Annotated in this window: 23 protein-coding genes; 4 read left to right on the top strand and 19 right to left on the bottom strand. The window is 41.7% G+C overall.

The genetic code is table 11. The features are described from left to right. Positions 1-45: 45 nt before the first annotated feature. The gene (gene cmpA / locus ACYX4O_RS01445) at positions 46-159 is read left to right on the top strand and encodes a cortex morphogenetic protein CmpA (protein WP_231419656.1); all 114 of its coding nucleotides are present in this window, start codon (positions 46-48) and stop codon (positions 157-159) included. 16 nt (positions 160-175) lie between these two features. On the opposite strand, the gene ACYX4O_RS01440 is transcribed toward cmpA, so the two are convergent. The 15 genes from ACYX4O_RS01440 to acpS form a co-directional block, all read right to left on the bottom strand. Then, the gene (locus tag ACYX4O_RS01440; RefSeq protein ID WP_476353961.1) at positions 176-2338 is read right to left on the bottom strand and encodes a Tex family protein; all 2163 of its coding nucleotides are present in this window, start codon (positions 2336-2338) and stop codon (positions 176-178) included. A gap of 135 nt (positions 2339-2473) precedes the next feature. Beyond that, the gene (locus ACYX4O_RS01435; protein WP_476353959.1) at positions 2474-3067 is read right to left on the bottom strand and encodes a SpoIIE family protein phosphatase; all 594 of its coding nucleotides are present in this window, start codon (positions 3065-3067) and stop codon (positions 2474-2476) included. Next, positions 3064-3855: an RNA polymerase sigma factor SigB gene (sigB, locus tag ACYX4O_RS01430; RefSeq protein WP_476353957.1), complete on the bottom strand. Its 792-nt coding sequence runs from the start codon at positions 3853-3855 to the stop codon at positions 3064-3066. The genes ACYX4O_RS01435 and sigB overlap by 4 nt, the downstream gene beginning before the upstream one ends. After that, the gene (gene rsbW, locus ACYX4O_RS01425; RefSeq protein ID WP_476353955.1) at positions 3827-4306 is read right to left on the bottom strand and encodes an anti-sigma B factor RsbW; all 480 of its coding nucleotides are present in this window, start codon (positions 4304-4306) and stop codon (positions 3827-3829) included. Before rsbW ends, sigB begins: the two co-directional genes overlap by 29 nt. Then, positions 4306-4641, bottom strand: coding sequence for an STAS domain-containing protein (locus tag ACYX4O_RS01420; protein ID WP_476353954.1), 336 nt, complete (start codon positions 4639-4641; stop codon positions 4306-4308). Before ACYX4O_RS01420 ends, rsbW begins: the two co-directional genes overlap by 1 nt. Before the next feature lie 66 nt (positions 4642-4707). Next, positions 4708-5718: a PP2C family protein-serine/threonine phosphatase gene (locus ACYX4O_RS01415; protein WP_476353952.1), complete on the bottom strand. Its 1011-nt coding sequence runs from the start codon at positions 5716-5718 to the stop codon at positions 4708-4710. A 14-nt stretch (positions 5719-5732) separates the two neighbouring features. Then, positions 5733-6134 (bottom strand): anti-sigma regulatory factor, encoded by a 402-nt coding sequence (locus ACYX4O_RS01410; protein WP_036786615.1) that lies wholly within the window; start codon positions 6132-6134, stop codon positions 5733-5735. Positions 6135-6138: 4 nt separating this feature from the next. Then, positions 6139-6495 carry an STAS domain-containing protein gene (locus ACYX4O_RS01405; protein WP_255688851.1) on the bottom strand — a complete coding sequence of 119 codons (357 nt, stop codon included), beginning with the start codon at positions 6493-6495 and terminating at the stop codon, positions 6139-6141. Positions 6496-6500: 5 nt separating this feature from the next. Further along, positions 6501-7370 (bottom strand): RsbT co-antagonist protein RsbRA, encoded by an 870-nt coding sequence (locus ACYX4O_RS01400; RefSeq protein ID WP_188655954.1) that lies wholly within the window; start codon positions 7368-7370, stop codon positions 6501-6503. 232 nt (positions 7371-7602) lie between these two features. Then, the gene (locus ACYX4O_RS01395; protein ID WP_476353949.1) at positions 7603-7953 is read right to left on the bottom strand and encodes a type II toxin-antitoxin system PemK/MazF family toxin; all 351 of its coding nucleotides are present in this window, start codon (positions 7951-7953) and stop codon (positions 7603-7605) included. 4 nt (positions 7954-7957) lie between these two features. Then, complete coding sequence (locus ACYX4O_RS01390; protein WP_255688859.1) at positions 7958-8167, bottom strand: antitoxin; 210 nt, start codon at positions 8165-8167, stop codon at positions 7958-7960. Positions 8168-8383: 216 nt separating this feature from the next. Beyond that, positions 8384-9565 (bottom strand): alanine racemase, encoded by a 1182-nt coding sequence (alr, locus tag ACYX4O_RS01385; protein ID WP_476353947.1) that lies wholly within the window; start codon positions 9563-9565, stop codon positions 8384-8386. Positions 9566-9720: 155 nt separating this feature from the next. Further along, positions 9721-10746, bottom strand: coding sequence for a LolA family protein (locus ACYX4O_RS01380; RefSeq protein WP_476353945.1), 1026 nt, complete (start codon positions 10744-10746; stop codon positions 9721-9723). Positions 10747-10796: 50 nt separating this feature from the next. Beyond that, entirely contained in the window at positions 10797-12320 is a 1524-nt protein-coding gene (locus ACYX4O_RS01375) for an NAD(P)H-hydrate dehydratase (RefSeq protein ID WP_476353944.1), read from the bottom strand. A 75-nt stretch (positions 12321-12395) separates the two neighbouring features. After that, a complete protein-coding gene (acpS, locus tag ACYX4O_RS01370) occupies positions 12396-12752 on the bottom strand; it encodes a holo-ACP synthase (RefSeq protein WP_476353942.1) in 357 nt (118 codons plus the stop codon). A gap of 138 nt (positions 12753-12890) precedes the next feature. Here acpS and ACYX4O_RS01365 point away from each other — a divergent pair, with 138 nt between their 5' ends. Then, positions 12891-13655, top strand: a complete 765-nt coding sequence (locus tag ACYX4O_RS01365) for a rhomboid family intramembrane serine protease (RefSeq protein ID WP_476353940.1) — start codon at positions 12891-12893, stop codon at positions 13653-13655. A gap of 77 nt (positions 13656-13732) precedes the next feature. Here ACYX4O_RS01365 and ACYX4O_RS01360 read toward each other — a convergent pair whose 3' ends face one another. From ACYX4O_RS01360 to cshA, 4 genes are all read right to left on the bottom strand, one after another. Then, the gene (locus ACYX4O_RS01360) at positions 13733-14944 is read right to left on the bottom strand and encodes a DUF4129 domain-containing protein (RefSeq protein WP_476353938.1); all 1212 of its coding nucleotides are present in this window, start codon (positions 14942-14944) and stop codon (positions 13733-13735) included. Then, positions 14931-16151 carry a DUF58 domain-containing protein gene (locus tag ACYX4O_RS01355; protein ID WP_476353936.1) on the bottom strand — a complete coding sequence of 407 codons (1221 nt, stop codon included), beginning with the start codon at positions 16149-16151 and terminating at the stop codon, positions 14931-14933. Before ACYX4O_RS01355 ends, ACYX4O_RS01360 begins: the two co-directional genes overlap by 14 nt. Next, positions 16151-17101 (bottom strand): AAA family ATPase, encoded by a 951-nt coding sequence (locus tag ACYX4O_RS01350; protein ID WP_476353934.1) that lies wholly within the window; start codon positions 17099-17101, stop codon positions 16151-16153. Before ACYX4O_RS01350 ends, ACYX4O_RS01355 begins: the two co-directional genes overlap by 1 nt. A 221-nt stretch (positions 17102-17322) precedes the next feature. Continuing rightward, positions 17323-18843 carry a degradosome RNA helicase CshA gene (gene cshA / locus ACYX4O_RS01345; protein WP_036786637.1) on the bottom strand — a complete coding sequence of 507 codons (1521 nt, stop codon included), beginning with the start codon at positions 18841-18843 and terminating at the stop codon, positions 17323-17325. A 226-nt stretch (positions 18844-19069) separates the two neighbouring features. Between cshA and ACYX4O_RS01340 the strand changes: the two genes are divergently transcribed. Continuing rightward, positions 19070-19978 (top strand): DMT family transporter, encoded by a 909-nt coding sequence (locus ACYX4O_RS01340; protein ID WP_476353932.1) that lies wholly within the window; start codon positions 19070-19072, stop codon positions 19976-19978. Positions 19979-20037: 59 nt separating this feature from the next. Beyond that, entirely contained in the window at positions 20038-20892 is an 855-nt protein-coding gene (locus tag ACYX4O_RS01335) for a DegV family protein (protein WP_476353930.1), read from the top strand. Positions 20893-20954: the final 62 nt, after the last annotated feature.

Below are 20954 nucleotides of genomic sequence, written 5' to 3'. Positions count from 1 at the left end.
TGACAACATCGCTTTTTACATATTAACAGAAAGGTGGTGCTCTTTATGCCTAGTTGGTTACAGCGACAACTGATGAAAGCATACCAGGAAAAGAATTCTTATCAAATCAAGATGCTTAATCAGTGTTGGTATTTCTATAGAAAAAAACACTGCTCGTAAGCAGTGCTTCCTTCTATTATTCAGCTGGTCCTAGCATAGATAGAGCAATCCGTTCTTTTTTCTTATCTACATCTTCAACCCAAACCGTTACGACATCTCCAACTGCCACAACATCTAATGGATGTTTAACAAAGCGTTTAGCAAGTTTAGAGATATGCACCAAACCATCTTGTTTTACTCCAATGTCTACAAATACGCCAAAGTCTACGACATTACGCACTGTACCTTGTAGCTCCATGCCTTGTCTTAAATCCTCCATTGAAAGAACGTCTTTCTTTAATAAAGGAGTTGGTAAGTCATCACGAGGGTCACGGCCAGGCTGAACTAAAGCTTCTAGTATATCTTGGAGTGTAGGAACACCAATCTCTAGTTGACTAGCAGCCTCGTTTACATTTAGGTTCTTAACCTGGTCATTTAGTTTATCTGTTCCAAGGTCTTCTACAGAACATCCCATCTTCTTCAGCAATTCTTTCGTAGCTTTATAACTCTCAGGGTGAATAGGTGTACGGTCTAACGGTTCATCCCCATCAGGTAACCTTAAGAAACCTATACTCTGTTCATATGTTTTAGCTCCAAGGCGAGGGATTTTCTTTAGCTGATTGCGATTTGTAAACTTCCCTTGCTCTTCTCTTGTCTTCACAATATTATTTGCAACCGTTTTGCTAAGGCCTGATACATATTGAAGTAAAGAAGGAGAAGCCGTATTGGCATTCACACCAACCTGGTTTACCGTTGTCTCTACAACGAACGTTAATGATTGATTTAATTTCTTCTGCGTTACGTCATGTTGGTACTGCCCTACACCAATACTCTTAGGATCAATCTTTACTAATTCAGCTAGTGGGTCTTGCACGCGGCGGGCAATAGATACAGCACTCCGCTCTTCTACTTGTAAATCAGGAAACTCTTCACGGGCTAACTTGGAAGCTGAATATACACTTGCTCCTGCTTCATTTACGATCATGTATGCAATGTCTAATTCATTGTTCTGAATCATATCAGCGATAATTTGTTCCGTTTCTCTAGAAGCTGTCCCATTGCCGATCGCAACTAGCTCGATTGGGTATTCCTTCATCAGCTGAAGAATGACTTTCTCTGCGCCTTTTTTATCGTTTTTAGGAGGTGTCGGGTAGACGACTTTAATGGCTTGTACTTTCCCCGTTTCATCTACAACCGATAGTTTACAACCAGTTCGATACGCTGGATCAACTCCAAGCACCGCACGCCCCTTTAACGGAGGCTGAAGCAATAAGTTCTTTAAGTTCTTTGAAAAGACATCAATCGCTTGTTCTTCTGCTCTTTCAGAAAGAGATGTGCGCACTTCTCTTTCTACAGAAGGTTGAATCAACCTTTTATAAGAATCTTCAATTGCATCCTTCCACAATTGGTTGATCTCATCCGCTTGTTTCGGAACGAGCTTCCTGTGCAAGTAATCCAACACGAGCTCTACAGGAGGCTCAATCCCAACTTTAAGCACTCCCTCTTTCTCACCACGGTTAAGAGCAAGAACACGGTGTGATGCGATGGATCGTACAGGTTCTGAATAATCATAGTACATTTCAAAGATACTTTTCTCATCCAATTCTTTATCCTTATCGACAGACGCAATTGTACCTTTTTCAAATGTTTTGGTTCTGATGTAGTCCCTGTAGGAAGGTTCATCTGAAATCCATTCAGCAATGATATCATTCACTCCTGCAAGCACATCATCAATCGTATGTAATTCGTGTTCTTCTGAAAAATATCGCTCTGCCTCATTTGATAAATGAAGGTTCTCGTGGTTCCAGATTGCAAGCGCCAATGGCTCCAGCCCTTTTTCTTTTGCAACAGTCGCTTTTGTTCGACGCTTCTGCTTATATGGCCTATAAAGGTCTTCCACCTTCTGTAACTGTTGAGCTTGAAGGATTTCTGAACGAAGCTCCTCTGTCAATTTCCCTTGCTCTTCAATTAAACGAACAACCTCTTCTTTCCTTTTCGATAGATTCTGTCCGTATTCCCACTTTTCTTGAATGGTATTGATCTGTACTTCGTCTAATCCGTTCGTTTGCTCTTTTCGATACCTGGCAATGAAAGGGACCGTGTTCCCTTCGTTAAGAAGCGAGATGACTTCTTGTATTAAAGAAGATTTTATTGAGGTTTCTTGTGCCACCCACTGTATAATTTGAGCTTCATCGTTCATATAAGTTCCTCCTATTCCTTTTGACCCTATTCATCTATTTTACCAAACTCAATCGCTATTTCCTATTTCACCCTGAAAGAGCTTTCTATGCACAAAAAAACCTTGCCCTCTTACAATTTGGTAAGGACAAGGTTTTCAACCATATTTCATCGCAATAAAAGTTGTATCATCATCGTATTTTACTGGTTGTTGTTGTTTGAATGAATCCATAATTAGTTCTAGGTTCTTGGATACGAATGTGTTTGAGGTTAATGTTCGTTCATTTACTCCATCAGAAAACATAAAGAAAAGCATACCCTCATGCAACGAGTCTCGTTTAACATTATAAGGCCTTGGATAGCCCGACAAATAACCTGCTACAGGTATATTCCGTTGCTTCTTCCCATGGGCAGGGACAACGACAATACCTATATTTCCAATTGAGGTAAAGGAATAAGTCCCTTCCGAGAAATCCATTCTCAGTATACCAAGTACAGCACCGCGCTTATCTCTTAAAGTATCATTAGCCTTCTTAATAATGGAATCAATTGACCCATTAACATTTTCTTCGATGACTTCCATAACAGCTTTGGACGATTCACGAGCATACTCACCGCTACCGAGCCCATCTGCTAATGCGCAAATGAACCCATCCTCTGTCTGCTGATAGAAGTAACTATCACCGCAATAATAGTTCCCTTTTTTAGGCTGTTGAAATACCTTTAAATCGACTTTCGGTTCTTTCGTCAATAGTAAGACTCCGACTCATCTGTCTGCAAGGCTTCTTTCAACTTACGAAGAGCGCGTCGCTGCAATCTTGATACGTGCATTTGCGAAATGCCTAACTGTTCTCCGGTGTCTTTTTGACTCATATTATCAAAGTAGGTACACCTTAGAATTTCTTGTTCTCTTTCCGTCAGAATTGGAAGTACTTTTTCGAGTAGCATTTGTTGGTCAATCTGGTCAAAGCCTTTCTCAGAGTTCCCAATCAGATCTAAAATTGTAACCGTACTACCATCTGAATCTGCTTCAATTTTTCGATCCACAGATAGTGCCTTATAACTCTTACCCATCTCCATTGTTTCAAGTACTTCTTCTTCTGAAACGCCAATATAATCAGCAATTTCAACTACAGAAGGAGAACGCTGGAGATCTGTTGTAAGTTCTTCTGCGGCTTTTTTAATCTTAGGACCAAGCTCCTTGATACGACGCGGGACGTGCACACTCCACGTCTTGTCTCTGATGAATCGCTTAATCTCGCCAATAATCGTTGGGATGGCGAATGATTCGAATGATTTTCCAAACGAAGGGTCATATCTGCGGATTGCAGCAAGGAGCCCTAACATTCCGACTTGAACTAGATCTTCGTGAATGGAACTGTTTTTAGAGTACTTTTTCGCGATGGATTGAACGAGATCCTCATATTGAAGTACAATCTTCTCTTGTACAACTTCATCTTCAGGGGTTTCCTGTAAGTGTTTGATCCATTCGTAAACCTCACCATCACGTCTATTGTGTGGTTGAGATTTGGTCGTCATTAAACCCCACCTCATTTTCATGAAGATATTTCGTCATTAGAACGATAACGCCATATTTATTATTGATTTCCACTTTATCCATTAGTGCATCGATTAAGAAGAGTCCAAAGCCGCCTTCTCTCAATTCTTCAATTGAGTCGTCTTCTTGGTAAGGGCCTGTATCTTCTTTAACCTTCTTCAGATCAAAGCTACCACCATGATCCGCTACCATAATTTCTAATCGGTCCTCATACACTCCAAAACCAAGCGTAATCTCACCTTCGCCCGTTTCGTGGTAGGCATGCTTCACTGCGTTCGTAATCGCTTCAGAGATCCCCACTTTAAGATCTTCAATATCGTCATAAGCAAATCCCATACGATTGGCGATGCCCGAAATACTTAGTCTTACAACGCCAACATATTCAGCTTTGGCAGGTATCTTGATTTCAATAAAGTCAAATGTCTCTGTCATTACATTCCACCTCGTACCGTTGAATCTGTTTCAATATCAATAATATCTGTTAACCCTGTAATTTCAAATAGACGGTATACACGATCGTTCATTTTCACCAATGTTAACTGGCTATCATACTCTTTTGTTGATTTTAGAGCACTGATAAATACTCCAAGACCCGTACTATCCATGTAGGAAACCCCTTCAAGGTCTACCTTCACGACAGCCTGTTCAACTTGTGTCAAAGGGAGCAATGTTTCTTTTAATTTTGGTGCTGTATATGCATCAATTTCACCGCTTAAAGTTACGGTTTTTAATTTTTCATTATCATCTACATTAATGTTAAGATTCATATTTCCTAAGCCTCCGTTTCTTTTTTCTATATCACGCTATAAAAATTTACCCGTTCTTATTTTGAACTAAACGTCACGTCTTATGATTACCATTGTAAAGTCGTCCCTTAACTGGAAATCCTGCAACCTTTCAAAATGTTGATACACTTGCTCTGTAATCTCCTGAGCGGGGAGATGCTTGTATTGGTGTATAACATCTGATATCTCTTCTCTTTCGATGAAACGCTCACCAGCCCGACATTCCGTCACGCCATCTGTTAATAGAACAATCATATCCCCTTGTTCCACAAGCGTTTCGTATTGCTTGTACGTTGCACTACGATCAACACCTAGCACAAGACCCTTTGCTTCTATCTCCGAGAATGCATCATCCTTGGCTGAATAGTAAAACCCAGGTTCATGGCCTGCGGATGAGTAATAAAAATGGTTCGTGGCTTGATCATATAAGCCATAAAACATTGTAATAAACATACTCGGATCCACATTTCGTTCAACAACCCGGTTCATACCTTCTAATATGGAGCTTGGGTACATCTGTTCATCAGGAAAACTATCCATTGAGTACTTAATCATGGACATGCACAACGCCGCTGGAATTCCTTTTCCGATAACATCCGCTACAGCAATTCCAACTGATCCTTTTTGATCTTGAACAAAGTGGTAATAATCTCCGCTCATTTGTTTAGCAGGATGACTTGTTACGCCTATATCCAATCCCTCTAAGTTTGGCTTCGTTGTAGATAACAGGGTATCTTGCATGTTGGCAGCAACTGAAATCTCTGATTGCAGTTCATACTGTTTCTCCCGTAATGCTTGATACTCTTGATAAGCCAGTCCATATGAAATCATCGTTTCTAAAAGAAAGTTCATTGAATTCATAATGTTATCAGGGATATCAGGGTATAGCTCCGATAAGGCTTGTACGTGCACATCTACAATTTCATCAGGTGATATATTCTGTTGGATGGAATGCTTGCTGAATTGTTCCGCACGATAAAGAGCTTGCTCATTTTGAGTCTCAATATATTGCTTCAACAAGTCCTTATAGCTACTAAGATCCATTTTTAAGGTACTCATCTTGATTTCCTCCTTTAGCGGAGCCATTTCACAACTCTCACTTCAGTCCCTTCCCCCTGCCTTGATATTACATCAAAATCATCCATTAAACGTTTAACTCCTGGCAACCCTGCACCAAGTCCTCCGGAAGTAGAGAAACCATCTTCCATAACCTGGCTGACATCACGAATTCCAGGGCCTTCGTCCATGGCTACGATTCGTAAGCCACGTTCATTAATATCTTCAATTGCTTCAAAACAAACCTTACCTGTTCCAGCATATAAATAAATGTTACGGGCAAGCTCAGAGATAGCCGTTGCTATACGAGCCTGATCCACTGTACCAAAGCCAATCTTTTTGGCAATATCGCGCCCAAGTTGCCGGGCACCTACAATGTCCCATTCCTTTTTAATGTTCACACAGGATTGAAAGTCCATTCACTCACTCCTCCAATTCCTGTCGAAGTTTGATCAACCCTTGTTCAAGATCTAAAGCAGTTGGGACGTCTTGCAAGTGAATCCCTAAATCAATCAGGGTCATTGCAACTGCAGGTTGTATACCTGTCAGAACAACTTTTGCACCCATTAAATCAGACATAGATACAACGTCGCCCAACACTTTTGCAATGAACGAGTCAATAATGTCTACAGACGTCAGATCAATGACGACCCCTGTTGCACCACTTTCATGAATCTTACTAAGAAGATCCTCTTGAAACTGTATAGCCGTTTGATCATCTAAATCGATCTGGATAGAAATTAGTAAATAATTGTGAAGTTTTAAGATGGGTATTCTCATGTTCATCACTCCCTATCCAAAGAGTCTACTAACTCTTCAATTTCATTGTTCTTGCTTTGGATATCTTCAATTCGTCTATTCGTTAACTCTAATGCTGATTCAAACCCTTTTTTCAGTGAGCTCTTTGTCGGGAACTTGCTCAGGTCGATCCCCAGATTCACAATCGTTTGAGCAATCTCAGGTCGAATTCCTACTAATATACAAGTAGATCCAATTAAACGAACAGCTTCCGCCGCTTGTATTATATGATGGGCAACCATTGTATCTACAACAGGAACACCCGTAATATCAATCAAAACGACGTCCGCATGGTGTTTAATGACACCGTCTAATAAGTTTTCCATAATTAACTTAGCTCGTTCTGTATCAATCGTCCCGATTAGAGGCATGACTGTGATGTTTTCCATAACGGGGATTAGCGGAGCTGATAATTCTTGAAGAGCAACTTTTTGTAGGGAGACAATGTTTTCCCAACTACCAGAGTATTCGTTAACGAGTTGGTTAATAACGGGGTCGACCCACTCATCCACTTTGCCCAATACCTCAGAGAAGTACTGTGTATCAACTTTAGTGGATTGTCCTAAAATATAGTTAATGGTTACACGCCTAAAGGCCTGCATTCCATCAGTTAAATAACTTAACGGCCATCCTAGATTAATGAGCCGCTCTGCAAATCCTTCAATATCGTTTGTGGCCCCTTGTTTCTCAAGGCTTGTAAAGATAACGTTTACAAACTCTCGATTCGTACTCTCAAACAACTCATCTGAGATTGAGGAAGTGTAGTCGTGTTTCCGATGCTTCTCTACCTCTTCAAGCCACATTTTAACAATGTCATTACTATTGTTAAGTACTATTTCCTTCAAATTCGCTTCCATCTCGGGACCCCCTATGATTCCTGTTCCATTTAAGTCATAATTACATCCATTGTCACACTTTTGTATAAGCTATGCAAACAACTATACTTGGTCGTTCATCATTATTTTCAAAAAGCGTTTATCCATATTACTGTAACACCAACAGTTGAATAGGGCTACTCTGAACGCTCTATCCTCAATAAGATTTTTTACAGATAATAAAATAAGCTACTCGATTTCGAGTAGCTTATTTTTAAAAGTCAATGAGCCCTAAACTGATTTGTAATGCTTCATCAACCCTGCTCATCATAGCTTCATCTAAATGGGTTATTTTGTCTGTAAGCCTTTGCTTATCAATTGTTCGGATCTGCTCTAACAATATGACTGAATCCCGCTCAAATCCATATCGTTCAGCATCAATTTCTACATGTGTGGGTAATTTTGCTTTTTGTATTTGCGCAGTAATAGCCGCCACAATAACAGTGGGGCTGAAGCGATTACCAATATCATTTTGAAGAATGAGGACTAGGCGGACGCCTCCTTGTTCTGAGCCAACGACCGGGGAAAGGTCAGCGAAGTAAACGTCGCCTCTTTTTACGATCAAATCTTTACACCCCGCTCACTAAGCGTTCGCAGGTAGTTTCTGCCTCCTCTTCAGCTTGAAAAGCTTCTGAAGCAATGTTTAGATTGATCTTTGCCATTTCCATGTAGCCCTGACGCATCGACTCACGAATATGACGTTTTTTACGCTCCCGCAAATACATTTTCGTTGCCTGGTAAATAAAATCGCTCCGATCACCATTTTCGAGTTGTACCATACCATCTAGCTCTTTTAATAAATGCTGTGGTAATTTCACTACAATTTCTTGTGAACTATCGGACACTAAAATGCACCTCCACCATCAACTAAGCACCTTAATCGGTTCATTTCTTTCTCAATCATACCACCAGATCGTAAGCATTGCAAAGGCTCATTGACGATTTTTACCTAATTTACGCTTTTTTCTGTCAAATTTCACACATCTGCGTCGACTTTACAGAGGTCCATACCTTTTCTCATTTGAAAACGTTATCCCATTATAAACACCAATTATTTCTTTATCTTTCAAAAAGACTCTTGGAACACGCTCACTCATCATACATGGAACTTCATAATTAATTGTGTCTAGGTAGTCAGCTATTTCATCAACCTCAATTTCTTCTTCCCCTTGCTTCCCGATTAGCGTCACCTGAGTCCCCACTGGATAAGCTTGATCTAGCTTCACCATGCATTGATCCATGCAAATACGACCTATAATAGGCATACGCTTCCCATTTATAAGCACTTCTATACCTTGGAGCTTTCGAATCCAGCCGTCAGCATACCCAATAGGTATTGTTCCGATCCACTCCTCCTCAGGTGTGGTATAGGTTGCTCCGTAACTAATTGACTCGCCCGCAGGCACTTTTTTGGTGTGCACAAGCTTGCTATGAAGAGAAAAAGATGAGGACAGCTCAATTGGCCTTATGGCTTTCACTTCTTTGGAGGGGTATAACCCATACATACTTATGCCGAATCGGACGATGTGATTCATCTTTTCTGGGAATCGCATACTTAACGCACTATTACCGGTATGAACTTCAATAGGCTCATCCCAAAGAGATGTAAATGTTTCCATTAACGCGTCGAAACGGCGCTGTTGCTCTTCTACATAACTCGTTTCCTCTTCATCTGCTGTTGCAAAGTGTGTAAATACACCTTTTAATGAGAGGTTATCTCCCTTACTTTCCTGTAGGACTTCCTCTAACTCTTGAGTATCCCGAATGCCAATACGTCCCATCCCTGTATCGAGCTTAATATGAAAAGATACAACTTGATCCATGTTCATCGCTTTTATTTCACGTAGCCAGTCTGCTTGGAAGACTGTAAGCGTTATGTCATAGCGAGCCGCGACTGTGACATCTTCGGGCCTAGTCCACCCCATTACTAGAATAGGGGCTGAGATACCAACCTCTCTTAATCGAACCGCTTCATCTAATAAAGCAACCGCCAAACCACTAGCGCCACCTTCCAAAGCGGCTTTGGCTACTTGTACATCCCCATGTCCATATGCATTTGCTTTTACAACCGCATATACTTCGGTCTTTTTCGGCAACTGTTGTTTTAAATTCTGGATATTGCCTTGAATGGCATCAAGCTGAACCTCTATCCAAGAGTCTCTATAATACTGCGCCACGAAGAAAGCCCCTCTCGCATTTGTGTTTAGTCTTTATTATTGAATGTTCCATTACGCGTGTCAAATCGGAGTAGGACCTGTGGCGCTACCTCCTTACAAACCAAAAGCAGACTCATATAATGGAGCATCTGAGTCTGCTGGTGGATATAGGGACATTATTTCACTACTTTTCCTTGAACGGATTGAGCAACCTGAATCATTTCTTCTTTCGTTAAATCTTCACTAGCGAGGTAGAAGTTCATCCCTTCGTGGCTCCACTCTAGTGTTGATCCAGAAAGTGCCCCCATGGTGAATCCTAAGTCTACAATTTCACCAGAAACTTCAACAGGGACAGTCGCACTAGCTGGATAAGAGGTCCATGATTCTTGAATCAGGGTATACGATTTATCTCCTTTAAAGCTCAGGATTACTCGTTTGCCATTTTCTGTTTCAACTTCTTTTTGCTGGTCAAGCTCTGCATTTCCAACGCTCGCTTCTGGATATAGAACCGTAAATGGGGTTGGCTCGTTTTCTACTCCATCAGCCATTACTGGGATTCCAAGAGCTCCGCTTGACATGTTCTTCTCCGTCGTGAAAGCATCATCACTGAACTTTGGATTCAATTCGAAGGAAGAGAATTCAACTTCTACGAGTGGTTTACGATCTTTGTCTAGCACTTTCACCATCACAGGCGTTAAACTCTTCTTATCAAAATAGATTTCTTGGAAAGGTAGATTTTTACTATTTTGATAGTTTGTCTTCGTTTCAAATACATAATACGTTTCTGTTGTCTCAAAGCTAGCATCCTGATCTTTTACTACATCAGCTACAAGTGAGTTATACAGGTAAGGCTGGCTGCTATTGTTTGGCCAATCACTTTGGAACTTGAAGCTCTTATTTAGCGCAGGCGTTAATACGTACACGCCGTCTTCATTCTTCAATATGATTTGACTGTTTTTCTCATCTTGTTCGTTATTTAGCAATACACGGTAATAGTCCTTTTTCTTATGCGATACATCAATTTTATACTTTTGCTCTTCTTCGCCTGTCTTCAATGTCATCGTCGCTTCTGTTTTATAGCCACTCATTTCTTCTAACTTCTTCTGTAAGGACTGGACAACGTCTTCTTTTGACTTCTCCCCACAAGCTGATAGCACGAGCATAAGTGAGGCGACGATCCAGAGCCAATATCTTTTCTTCATAATTACAACTCCTTTGTCTCATTTGAATGGACAAAGGGAACGCACTCACCTTACTCAAAAAGATGGGTACGATACGTTTTTGAAAGACCGTCAATAAGATCCGTAGCTAACAGATCATACGTTGAATGGGTGTCTTCTGTTAATAGGTCAGCAGTTGATCCATGTAGAAAGACTCCGTTGTTCAGCGCCTCTTCGATCGATTGCGGTTGCATCACCATTGCGAGCAGCATGCCAGCAAGAACATCCCCGCTCCCACCTTTTGCTAATCCAACATTTCCTGTTGTATGGATCCACTGATTTCCTTCTGGAGTGGTCACAAGGGTGAAAGCCCCTTTCAATACAATGAAAACGCCATAACGAGATGCAAACTGCCTGGAATACTGAAAAGGCTTCTGTAGTAACTCAGGAACCTCAACACCTAGTAAATGAGCCATCTCTCCCGGGTGAGGAGTGAGAATAGTTGGGTACGAACGGGTTGTTAGATAAGGCAAATAAGCTTTTAAGGCATACAATCCATCTGCGTCGATGAGGACAGGTGAATCTGCCTGTTTGAGCACTTCTTCTAAAAGCTTCTCCCCTTCTTGATGCCGTCCCATCCCCATCCCAATGGCGATTCCGTCGTAGGCAAATTCAATTCCATCTACAGAGTTGATTTTCCCAGCTTGTTCTTCCAGTGCAATAAATGTAGCTTCCGTTACAGACGATGCAAGGATAGAAATAACATCTTTTACAGTCGCTACTGTCAGAAGCCCCGCTCCCGCTCGAAGTGCTGCTCTTGAAGTCATGGTAACAGACCCAGGCATTTGAAGAGCCCCACCGATTACGAGGCCTCTTCCATGTGAGCCCTTATGAGCAAAAGGCTCTCGTACTGGTAAACTTGCTACTACATCCTCTTTTGTCCATACACTACATGATTCAGGCTGACTTCGCAGAAGGTGATCAGGAAGACCGATCTCAACAGCTTTCCACTCCCCATAAAAAGGAGCCGTGTGTTGTAAAAAAGCTGAGATCTTCGGGTACTGAATAACCATCGTATAATCAGATTGAATCGCTTCTTCAAATGATATTCCTTCATCTGCTGGAATCCCGCTCGGAAGGTCAACTGAAATCACTTTTGCATCCAGCCCATTCACATACGGAACGATCTCGTCATACGGGGGACGAAGGGGTCCCTTTACGCCGATTCCAAGTAAGGCATCGATGATGACGTCTTTCCCAGCACTAAAGGTTCTCAATGAATTCAGATCTTCAAACGCATGATAGCCATACCCAAATGCTTCATAAATCTTCCGATGGGATAACGCATCCCCCTCGATGTCTTCATCATTCGGAATCTGCAACACCTCTACACTGTAGCCTCTTTGAAGCAGTGTACGAGCAATAACGAAGCCATCTCCCCCGTTATTGCCTCTCCCAACGAGAATGAGGATCTGATCCTTTGAAGACACTTGCTTTTCAACCTCTGTAGCTACAGCTCGGCCAGCATTCTCCATTAGAATGTGACCTTCAAGCCCCAATTCTTCCATAGCGTAACGGTCCGTATCGTACATTTCTTTTGCGGTGACAATGTGCAAATCGTTCCCTCCTACCCGCACTAAAATCATATGAGACAAAGTATGCGATTATGCAGACTAGCCTGACAAGCTTTTTTATTCTTCTATGACAACCTGAGCAATGGCATGGCTTTTGCTATGTGCAATGGATAGCCAAATCTTGAAAGGAAAGTTCTTCACATCTATTTCAGGAGCACCTTGATCCGTTCGTAGAACCGATATATCTAAAAAAGAGTACTCCTTTCCAATCCCTGTTCCCATTGCTTTAGCAAAAGCTTCCTTAGCTGCAAATCGCCCTGCTACAAATTCAGCTTGTCTTTTCGATGCGGTTATATTTTTTAGCAACTCTTGTTCTTTTTCTGTTAATATTCGTTGTAGAAAGCGTTGATTGGACTCAAGACTTTGTTCTATTCGTCCGATCTCTACTAAATCAACACCAATTCCTTTAATCATCCATACCACCACTTTCTTATATGTATTCATAATAACCCTTTAGGATTTGTTCATGCAGTTTGTAACATGAATGTACTGGTTTCATTGTATAATGAAATAAGCTGATATCAACTTATTTTAAAGTAAGGAGAACTGATTATGTTTTTTCGAACAGAATCCTTTCAAGACTTCATTCGCTTCTATCCAATCGTCGCTACCTTAATCGGTATTCACATCTTCCTCTGGCTGACCGGAGATCTTCTACAAATCTCCTATTTCGTTCAATTAGAGCGTTTAGGTAACGGAAATAATTTAGCCACGGCCGACGGGGAATATTGGAGACTTATTACACCGATCTTCTTCCATGCCGGACTAGCGCACATGATATTCAATTCATTCTCTCTCGTGTTATTCGGTCCTGCCCTTGAACAGATGCTCGGGAAAGGGAAGTTCTTGTTAGCCTACCTTGGGGCTGGCTTTGCCGGAAATGTGGGTACCTTTTTACTTGGCCCCGACTACTATCTACATGTCGGAGCATCAGGAGCCATATTTGGACTCTTTGGCGTCTACCTTTATATGATTTATGCCAAAAAGCACCTCATCGACCAAGCCAATGCTCAGATTGTTTTAACCATTACGGTAATTGGACTCGTGATGACATTCATTCGCCCGAACATTAACATTTACGGGCACATCTTCGGTTTGATTGGGGGGTTAGCCCTCGGACCGATTGTAACTGCTGGGGCTCAGAGGTTTACGATGAGCTTTTCTCGTTCTAAACGAAGAGGATCAGACTCTGATATTGGATTCGACCCAAATCGGTGGAATAAAAGACGCATTCCTTGGCGAAGATTTCTGCCTAAATTCATTTGGGGGTTGCTTGTTATCCTCATTATCGCAGGTTTGTTCGGACGATTCTTCTAAAAGTTCACCCTATTTAAAAAGGCTCAGAGCTTATTTGGCTCTGAGCCTTTTTTAGTTACGAAGGGTTACAAGTGCTTTTATTTATTTTTCGAAATGTTGGTCCTTAAAGAGTCAATCGTTCCTTTAAAAACCTCTAATTCTTTTTCTGTAAGTGGCCTGTCTCCATAACGGACTTTCTGATAAAGATCAGCATCAGCGCCTTGAACGCCAAGCCGATCAAACCATTCCTCAATCGTTTCAGATGGAGCTCGTCCGTTTCCAGTTTTGGTAGCGAAGGCTTCAAAGTTATAGAATAGCTTCCTGGCTTCATCATTTGGGGCACTTCGGAATAAGCGTTTAATAGAGGAAGACCAAGAAGATTTTCTTTCTGTCGACAGATTTGAATAACTAACAGCATGCTCCTCTTTAAAGGCATCCTCGTCAGGCTCAATCCTTTTATTCCTCAATCGTTTAGCCACAACAATTCCGATTACCGCAATAATTAATAGCGCTCCCCAATACAACAAATCTGATAGGTCCGGAGCGACGCCAGGAGCAGGTTGCTCTTCCCCTATTTCATTTTCCTCTAGCCCCATATCCGCGGGTTCGATTTCATTGACCCTTACGTTCCATTCGTCGCCTATACCAGTCCAGCTAAACAAGAAGAGAATACCCCTTACGATCACAGCTAAACCTTGCGCAATGAGAGCACCCCCACCGGTGAATGCGGCTCGGAAAAGATCATAGATGAGAAATATTCCAAACGTTACTCCTACAAACAGCCCCATTACTGTCGTGGTTCGGCTATATACCGAAGTCTTATTAGCTTGAGCATCAACACTCAAGACATGACTCAATAGATACCCGAAAACAAGAACCACTAATTGGAGGGCTGCCATAAAATAAACAGACGTCTGATTGAAGAAGAGAACGTTTAAAATAAGGAAGATGAGCGACGCCATGAGTAAAGCTTGTTCATTGCCAAGCTCAGGGTCCCGTTCATGAACGATAAAACGCCATGCCAAGTAACTACTTAACAGAATGGAAAGGATAAGATCAAATGGACTGAAGTAGGATGCTACAAGTGCAGTCAGCGGGACGTAGAAAATAATGATGATTGAACTCGTGGTGATCTTCATTCCAACAGATAACAGTAGTTTAGACACCACAACTACGAGCAAGAAGCTCCAAAACGGCAGTGGTTCACTAGGGTAAAACAGAAAATAAACGGGCCCTAACAATAGGTAAAATACCATCGCTTCGCCCATCCATAAATAGGTTTTCGCAACAGAGGTTCTACGATTGGCCATAGACACCCTCCTTCTCTAGCGGATCCTGAAGCGTTGCAAAGTCTCCCTGATCCTGAACCGCATACACCCGAAATTTTTGCCTACTCCACTTATGCGCATATCGCTTCACTTCTTCAGTTTGACTGCCTATTAAAAAGATGGTTTTCGGCTTATATAGTTGGTGATCAAACCGGTGAAGAACAACAGAGAACGGTATCACGAGCTCTCTGGCTTTAATACGCGCAATGAATTCTAGCGCTTTTTGCAAGTGTTCCTTTCCATCCCCCTCAGGTAAGTAATAAAAAGGCGGCGTTCCTATTTTTCGAGCATTTATATAAAGTTCAAAAGGATACCCTTTCTTCGTGGCCAACTGACACATATAAGCAGCGTAAGAAAGAAGCGCTTCAACATTAGAGGCCACATTCAAGTGCCCACCTGGTGAAGGATCCGTTAAATTAATGACGATACTCCACGTATGGTCCCAATTCTTCTCAAGGACTTTCGTCTGCAACGTTTGTTTCCTCGCTGATGCCTTCCAATGAATGCGATGAAAAGGGTCCGAAGTTGTATAATCCCTTGTCCCCATTGGGCTAACCGGATCTTCAAATGGAGATAACCGCGCTTGTTGAGATCCAAGCGTCATATGATTACGCTCCTCCATCCCGTAAACAGGCAAAGGTTCCGGATAAACAATGAACTCAAGCCGGTGAAAGGGTAAATAGTACAGGAAGATTTCGTGAAAGTTTAAGAGATGCGGAAAGCTATAATGAATATCTCTTAGTATCGTTACCCCCCGGCGCTTGGCCTCAAATGGGACATACCATTCTGTTTTACCTCTCTCAACAACGGTAAGAGGCACTTCGTATCTAGTCCAATCATTCCCCTGACTTACAACGTACTTCTCCCCGTGCACTTCAGGCCCTACTTTAAACTGAAAGCGTCCATTTATAATCGGCAAGCGTGATCGGTTTTCGAATGACAGAGGTACTTCTATCCGATCACCAGGAAACATCTTATAAGCGTGCTTTTCATTATGAAACGTTAACCCTTTTCCGATCAGACGGTCATAAATTAAACTAAATGAAACGAAAGCCACAACCGCTCCAATCATGATAAAAGCTGCTGAGCGGTTCAATACCAAACTCGTAAACAGGAGGATAAGGCTAACGGCGAGCACTTTATCATAACTTTGCGTTAAACTTGATCCGAGTTCTTTCCTCCACTGCATTATGTACGTGCTCCTGATTCAACCGGCACCTCAATAGCGTTCAAGAGGTCTTTCACTACATCTGCTGGTGTCTTTTGAATAGAGGCTTGCATCGATAAGATGAGTCGGTGTTCGAACACATATGGAACTAAACTCTTCACATCTTCAGGACTCACATACGACCGACCACGGAGGTAAGCCCGTGCTTGACTTGCCCTCATTAAAGCGAGCGCTCCTCTTGTACTAATGCCTAATTCAATATCCACGTGATCTCTGGAACTACGAATCAAACGAAGCAAGTAGTCATTCACCACATCTGCAATATGTACTTCCTTCACTTCTTCTTGCATAGTGACTAAATCTTCAGGTGTTAAAGCCGATTCGAGTGTATCGAGCGGCTCTTCAGTCAAATAGGCTCTCATGATGTCTCTCTCTTCTTCTTCACTCGGATACCCCATATCCACTTTAAATAAGAATCGATCAAGCTGAGCCTCTGGCAATGGAAACGTTCCGTGGTTGCTTTCAACTGGATTCTGGGTTGCAATGACAATAAAAGGACTTTGAATCGCGAATGTTTCCCCATCAATGGTTGTTTGGTGCTCCTCCATTACTTCTAGTAAACTGGACTGAGTTTTAGGGGTCGCTCTGTTAATCTCATCCGCTAACAACACATTCGTCATAACCGGGCCCTTTCGCAACTCAAACTCTTGCGTTTTAGGGTTAAAGAATTGAATACCCGTCACATCTGAAGGCAGGACATCTGGCGTGAACTGAATCCGGCTAAATGTTCCATCCATTACTTTAGCGAAGCTCTTAGCAAGCTTAGTCTTACCAGAACCCGGAACACTTTCTAAAAGAACATGCCCGCGCGCAATCATACCGATCAACAACAACTCAACAACTTCACGTTTCCCATATATCACACGACCAATTTCTTCGATCGCAACATCAACCTTCCTTCTCTCCACCACAATAACACTCTCCCCTAAACAGTATGAAAATTCTCATAACTATACTATAACAAAAATACCCAACCACCAAACAAAGCCCCCTCTGCACCCCTTTAGCGAAATGAAGCGTGTCTGACACCCTGCAATCCTTTACAGCACTGGTGCGTGTCTGGCACGCTTTATCTAACTAAAGCAGACATGCAAAAAAATCCCCGCTCAAATGAGCGGGGATTTTAGAGATCTTAGGAATTATTGCGGTTTGAGTTTTGGTATTTACGGTTACGGTTGCCTTTGTTCTGGCCTTGTGAACGGGATTTGTTATAACCACCGCCAGATTTGCCATTACGGTTGTATCCGCCTTTACCTTTTGGTCCGCCACCGTTACGGTTATAGCGTTTACCGCCACCGCCACGTTTTTGTTTATCTTTGTGAGCTTGCTTCGTACTAACTGGCGCAAGGTAGCTTAATTGTACAGGTACGTCTTTACGCTCTTTCGTTAGCATTTTAAGCGCTGCTGCAATTACAGATACAGAATCATGCTGTTCTAGTAATTCAGCTGCTGTGCTCTCATAAGACTCAAGGTTATCAGATTCAATGGATTGAACAAGTTTCTCAATCGCGATGTTCTGTTGACCTTTAAGAGCTTGATCATTTGATGGAATTGGAAGACGATCAATCTTACGACCTGTAGTCTTCTCAATTAGGTTAAGGTGAGCCATTTCTCTTGGTGTGATGAAGGAAACTGCGTACCCTTCCTTACCAGCACGACCTGTACGTCCAATACGGTGTACATAGCTTTCAGGATCTTGAGGGATATCGAAGTTGTATACGTGTGTAACACCTGAGATATCTAGGCCACGAGCTGCAACGTCTGTTGCTACTAATACTTCAACTCCACCACGTTTGAATTTCTTCAGAACGCTCATACGCTTACCTTGTGTCAGGTCACCATGAATTCCTTCAGCACGGAAACCGCGAGCACTTAATCCTTCTGTAACTTCATCAACACGCTTCTTCGTACGAGCGAATACGATCGCTAAGTCAGGCGTGTGAATATCAAGAAGACGTGTTAACGTATCGAATTTCTTACCATCGTTTACTTCGATGAAGTACTGATCGATCTTCTCAACTGTCATTTGTTTCGCTTTAAGCTTAACTGTTTCAGGCTTCTTCATCATGCTCGTTGCAATTTCATGAATCTCTTTTGGCATTGTAGCTGAGAACAGTAATGTTTGACGCTGCATTGGAACAGCTTTAAGAATATCTTTGATATCTTCAATGAAGCCCATGTTAAGCATTTCGTCTGCTTCGTCTAATACAGCTGTGTGAATATTGGATAGCTGAATTGTTTTACGACGAATGTGGTCTAATAGGCGACCTGGTGTTGCTACAACAATTTGAGGTTGTTGCTTAAGGGAACGAATCTGACGTCCCATATCGGTACCACCGTAAACAGGAAGTACTTTTACACCTTTATATTGTCCGTACTTATTTAACTCTGTCGCTACCTGCATAGCTAGCTCGCGAGTAGGCGCAATAACTAGACCTTGAATCTTCTTCATATTCTCGTCGATCTTCTCGATCATCGGAATACCGAAGGCTGCAGTCTTACCAGTACCTGTTTGCGCTTGTCCGATCACGTCTCTTCCATCCATCGCAAGAGGAATTGTCTGCTCTTGGACTGGTGTAGCTTCCTCAAAACCCATCTCTTGAACGGATTTTAAAACTGATTTGGATAAACCTAATGAATAAAAATTTGTCACTTCGTTTTTCTACTCCTTTTTTGTTCTCTCTAGTTATGCCAAAGAGAAGCACGTAAAAAAAGCCATCCTCACAGCTGGAAGAGGGCTTTCGGTACGAGTTGATTTATACTCTATTCTACCACACTGTTTTCAATCCGGCAATTCATGCAAGTTTAAAGTATCCTTACCTTTTGATCAATGGTAAAATAAGATAAACGCTAACGAACTTGGATGGAGGGGGATACAATTGAACAAACCACCATTTAACCCCTATCTCGCCATCGTCATCGGAGTCCTCTCCGTATCTACTGCCGCCGTCTTTGTTAAATTAGCTGCGACAGCTCCAGCGTCTATAATCGCTCAATATCGCTTACTATTCGCCGTACTTCTTATGGCTCCCTTTGTGTTAACCAAGCATCGCAAAGAATTTAAATCCATCACCAAACGAGACTGGATCTTATCTATAGCAGCTGGTGTCTTCCTTGCTTTTCATTTTATCCTATGGTTTGAATCTTTAAACTATACCTCTGTTGCAAGTTCTGTCGTATTGGTGACATTACAACCAATATTTGCTTTTATTGGCACCTTTCTGTTCTTTAAAGAAAGGTTTACAGTTGGCGCTATCCTTAGTATGCTAATTGCAATTACAGGTAGCGTTGTCATCAGTTGGGGCGACTTTCAGATTAGTGGGTTAGCCTTATTAGGTGATATATTAGCACTGCTCGGGGCAATTATGGTCACGGGATACTTCTTACTCGGACAAACCGTAAGAAAGCGCCTTTCTCTAATGACCTACACGTTTGTTGTCTATGGAATCAGTACCATTACATTAATTTTTTATAATGTCATTTTACAGAATCCATTTTTCGGGTATCCAAGTCAATATTGGATGATTTTCTTAGCCTTAGCGATCATCCCAACATTTCTGGGCCATACTTTATTTAACTGGTCACTAAAATGGTTAAGCACATCAACTATTTCAATGAGTATCGTATTTGAACCCGTAGGGGCCTCCATCCTAGCTTACGTCATTCTCGGTGAGACCATATCGTGGACGCAATGGCTAGGAGGCATGATCGTCATCGTTGGATTAAGCTTATTTATATATAGTACCTCTAGGAAATCCAAGCAGATTTCTATTAAGGAAGACATATAAATAACCATATATCATATAAAATAATCTCATCAGAAAAATTTTTAAAAGCAGGTGAACGCATGAATATTCAACTCATGACAGATGGAGGAGCAGATCTTCCAAAGGACTTACTGGATCGTTATAACGTTCATTTTATCCCTCTTAACATCCATTTTGGAGACGAAGAGTTCCTAGGCGGCGTAGACATCGACACTGCTACATTCTACAACAAAATGAGACAAGCTGAAGAGCTCCCTCGTACATCAGCACCAAGCCCCTATGCTTTTTATGAAGCATATAAAGCTGTAGACCCAGATAAACCAATTCTTATGATTTCATTATCAAAAGAGTTAAGTACAACGTATGAGAATGCTCTCTTAGCAAAAGAGATGCTTTTAGAAGAAGAGCCAGAGCGCAAGATAGAAGTACTCAATTCACGTTCTGCAACTTCAGGTATGACGCTTTTAGTCGATGAAGCCGGAAAACGAATTGAAGAGGGCTACACAATCGAAGAATTAACAGAGCATATGCATGAACGCGTGAGTAAGTTAGCGACTCTTATTTTACTCCGCACGGTTGAGAACTTGATGAAAAGTGGTCGTTTAAGTCGTTTTAAAGGCGCGATTGCAAAGACACTTAATATTAAGATCTTAATGCATGGCAGTCCTGAAGGAACAATCGAAGTGACTGAAAAAGTGAGAGGGAACAAGAAAGCTGTCCGTCGTTTTGTTGACCAAATCGGAGAGTACTCTAAAAACTTTGAGGATAAAGTCATCGCAATGTCTTACAGCACTGCAGAAGACAAGGCAAAGCAACTACTACAAGAGATGAAGGATCGCTATTCCTTTAAAGAATCTGTACTTGTAGAAATGGGTCCTCTTATCGCAACCCATGCAGGTGAAGGCGGCTTTGTGATCTCCTTCTTTAAAGATTAAATGAACGATCGAAACCTTAATAAAGTAAGACCCCGTTACAAGAGAACTGTCATCTCCACAAA

It is taken from the genome of Pontibacillus sp. ABV4_188 (assembly GCF_056311905.1).
Note: the sequence above shows the minus strand (reverse complement) of the source record. Positions and strands in the feature narration are given on the sequence as shown.

Coding starts and splice junctions, on each gene's coding strand:
- ACYX4O_RS01440 (WP_476353961.1), bottom strand. CDS start 2,338: ATGAACGATGAAGCTCAAATTATACAGTGGGTGGCACAAGAAACCTCA.
- acpS (WP_476353942.1), bottom strand. CDS start 12,752: ATGATTAAAGGAATTGGTGTTGATTTAGTAGAGATCGGACGAATAGAA.
- ACYX4O_RS01335 (WP_476353930.1), top strand. CDS start 20,038: ATGAATATTCAACTCATGACAGATGGAGGAGCAGATCTTCCAAAGGAC.
- ACYX4O_RS01365 (WP_476353940.1), top strand. CDS start 12,891: ATGTTTTTTCGAACAGAATCCTTTCAAGACTTCATTCGCTTCTATCCA.
- ACYX4O_RS01405 (WP_255688851.1), bottom strand. CDS start 6,495: ATGAGAATACCCATCTTAAAACTTCACAATTATTTACTAATTTCTATC.
- ACYX4O_RS01400 (WP_188655954.1), bottom strand. CDS start 7,370: ATGGAAGCGAATTTGAAGGAAATAGTACTTAACAATAGTAATGACATT.
- ACYX4O_RS01360 (WP_476353938.1), bottom strand. CDS start 14,944: ATGGCCAATCGTAGAACCTCTGTTGCGAAAACCTATTTATGGATGGGC.
- ACYX4O_RS01355 (WP_476353936.1), bottom strand. CDS start 16,151: ATGCAGTGGAGGAAAGAACTCGGATCAAGTTTAACGCAAAGTTATGAT.
- ACYX4O_RS01380 (WP_476353945.1), bottom strand. CDS start 10,746: ATGAAGAAAAGATATTGGCTCTGGATCGTCGCCTCACTTATGCTCGTG.
- ACYX4O_RS01410 (WP_036786615.1), bottom strand. CDS start 6,134: ATGGACTTTCAATCCTGTGTGAACATTAAAAAGGAATGGGACATTGTA.
- ACYX4O_RS01420 (WP_476353954.1), bottom strand. CDS start 4,641: ATGAATCTTAACATTAATGTAGATGATAATGAAAAATTAAAAACCGTA.
- rsbW (WP_476353955.1), bottom strand. CDS start 4,306: ATGACAGAGACATTTGACTTTATTGAAATCAAGATACCTGCCAAAGCT.
- ACYX4O_RS01390 (WP_255688859.1), bottom strand. CDS start 8,167: ATGGTACAACTCGAAAATGGTGATCGGAGCGATTTTATTTACCAGGCA.
- cmpA (WP_231419656.1), top strand. CDS start 46: ATGCCTAGTTGGTTACAGCGACAACTGATGAAAGCATACCAGGAAAAG.
- sigB (WP_476353957.1), bottom strand. CDS start 3,855: ATGACGACCAAATCTCAACCACACAATAGACGTGATGGTGAGGTTTAC.
- ACYX4O_RS01415 (WP_476353952.1), bottom strand. CDS start 5,718: ATGAGTACCTTAAAAATGGATCTTAGTAGCTATAAGGACTTGTTGAAG.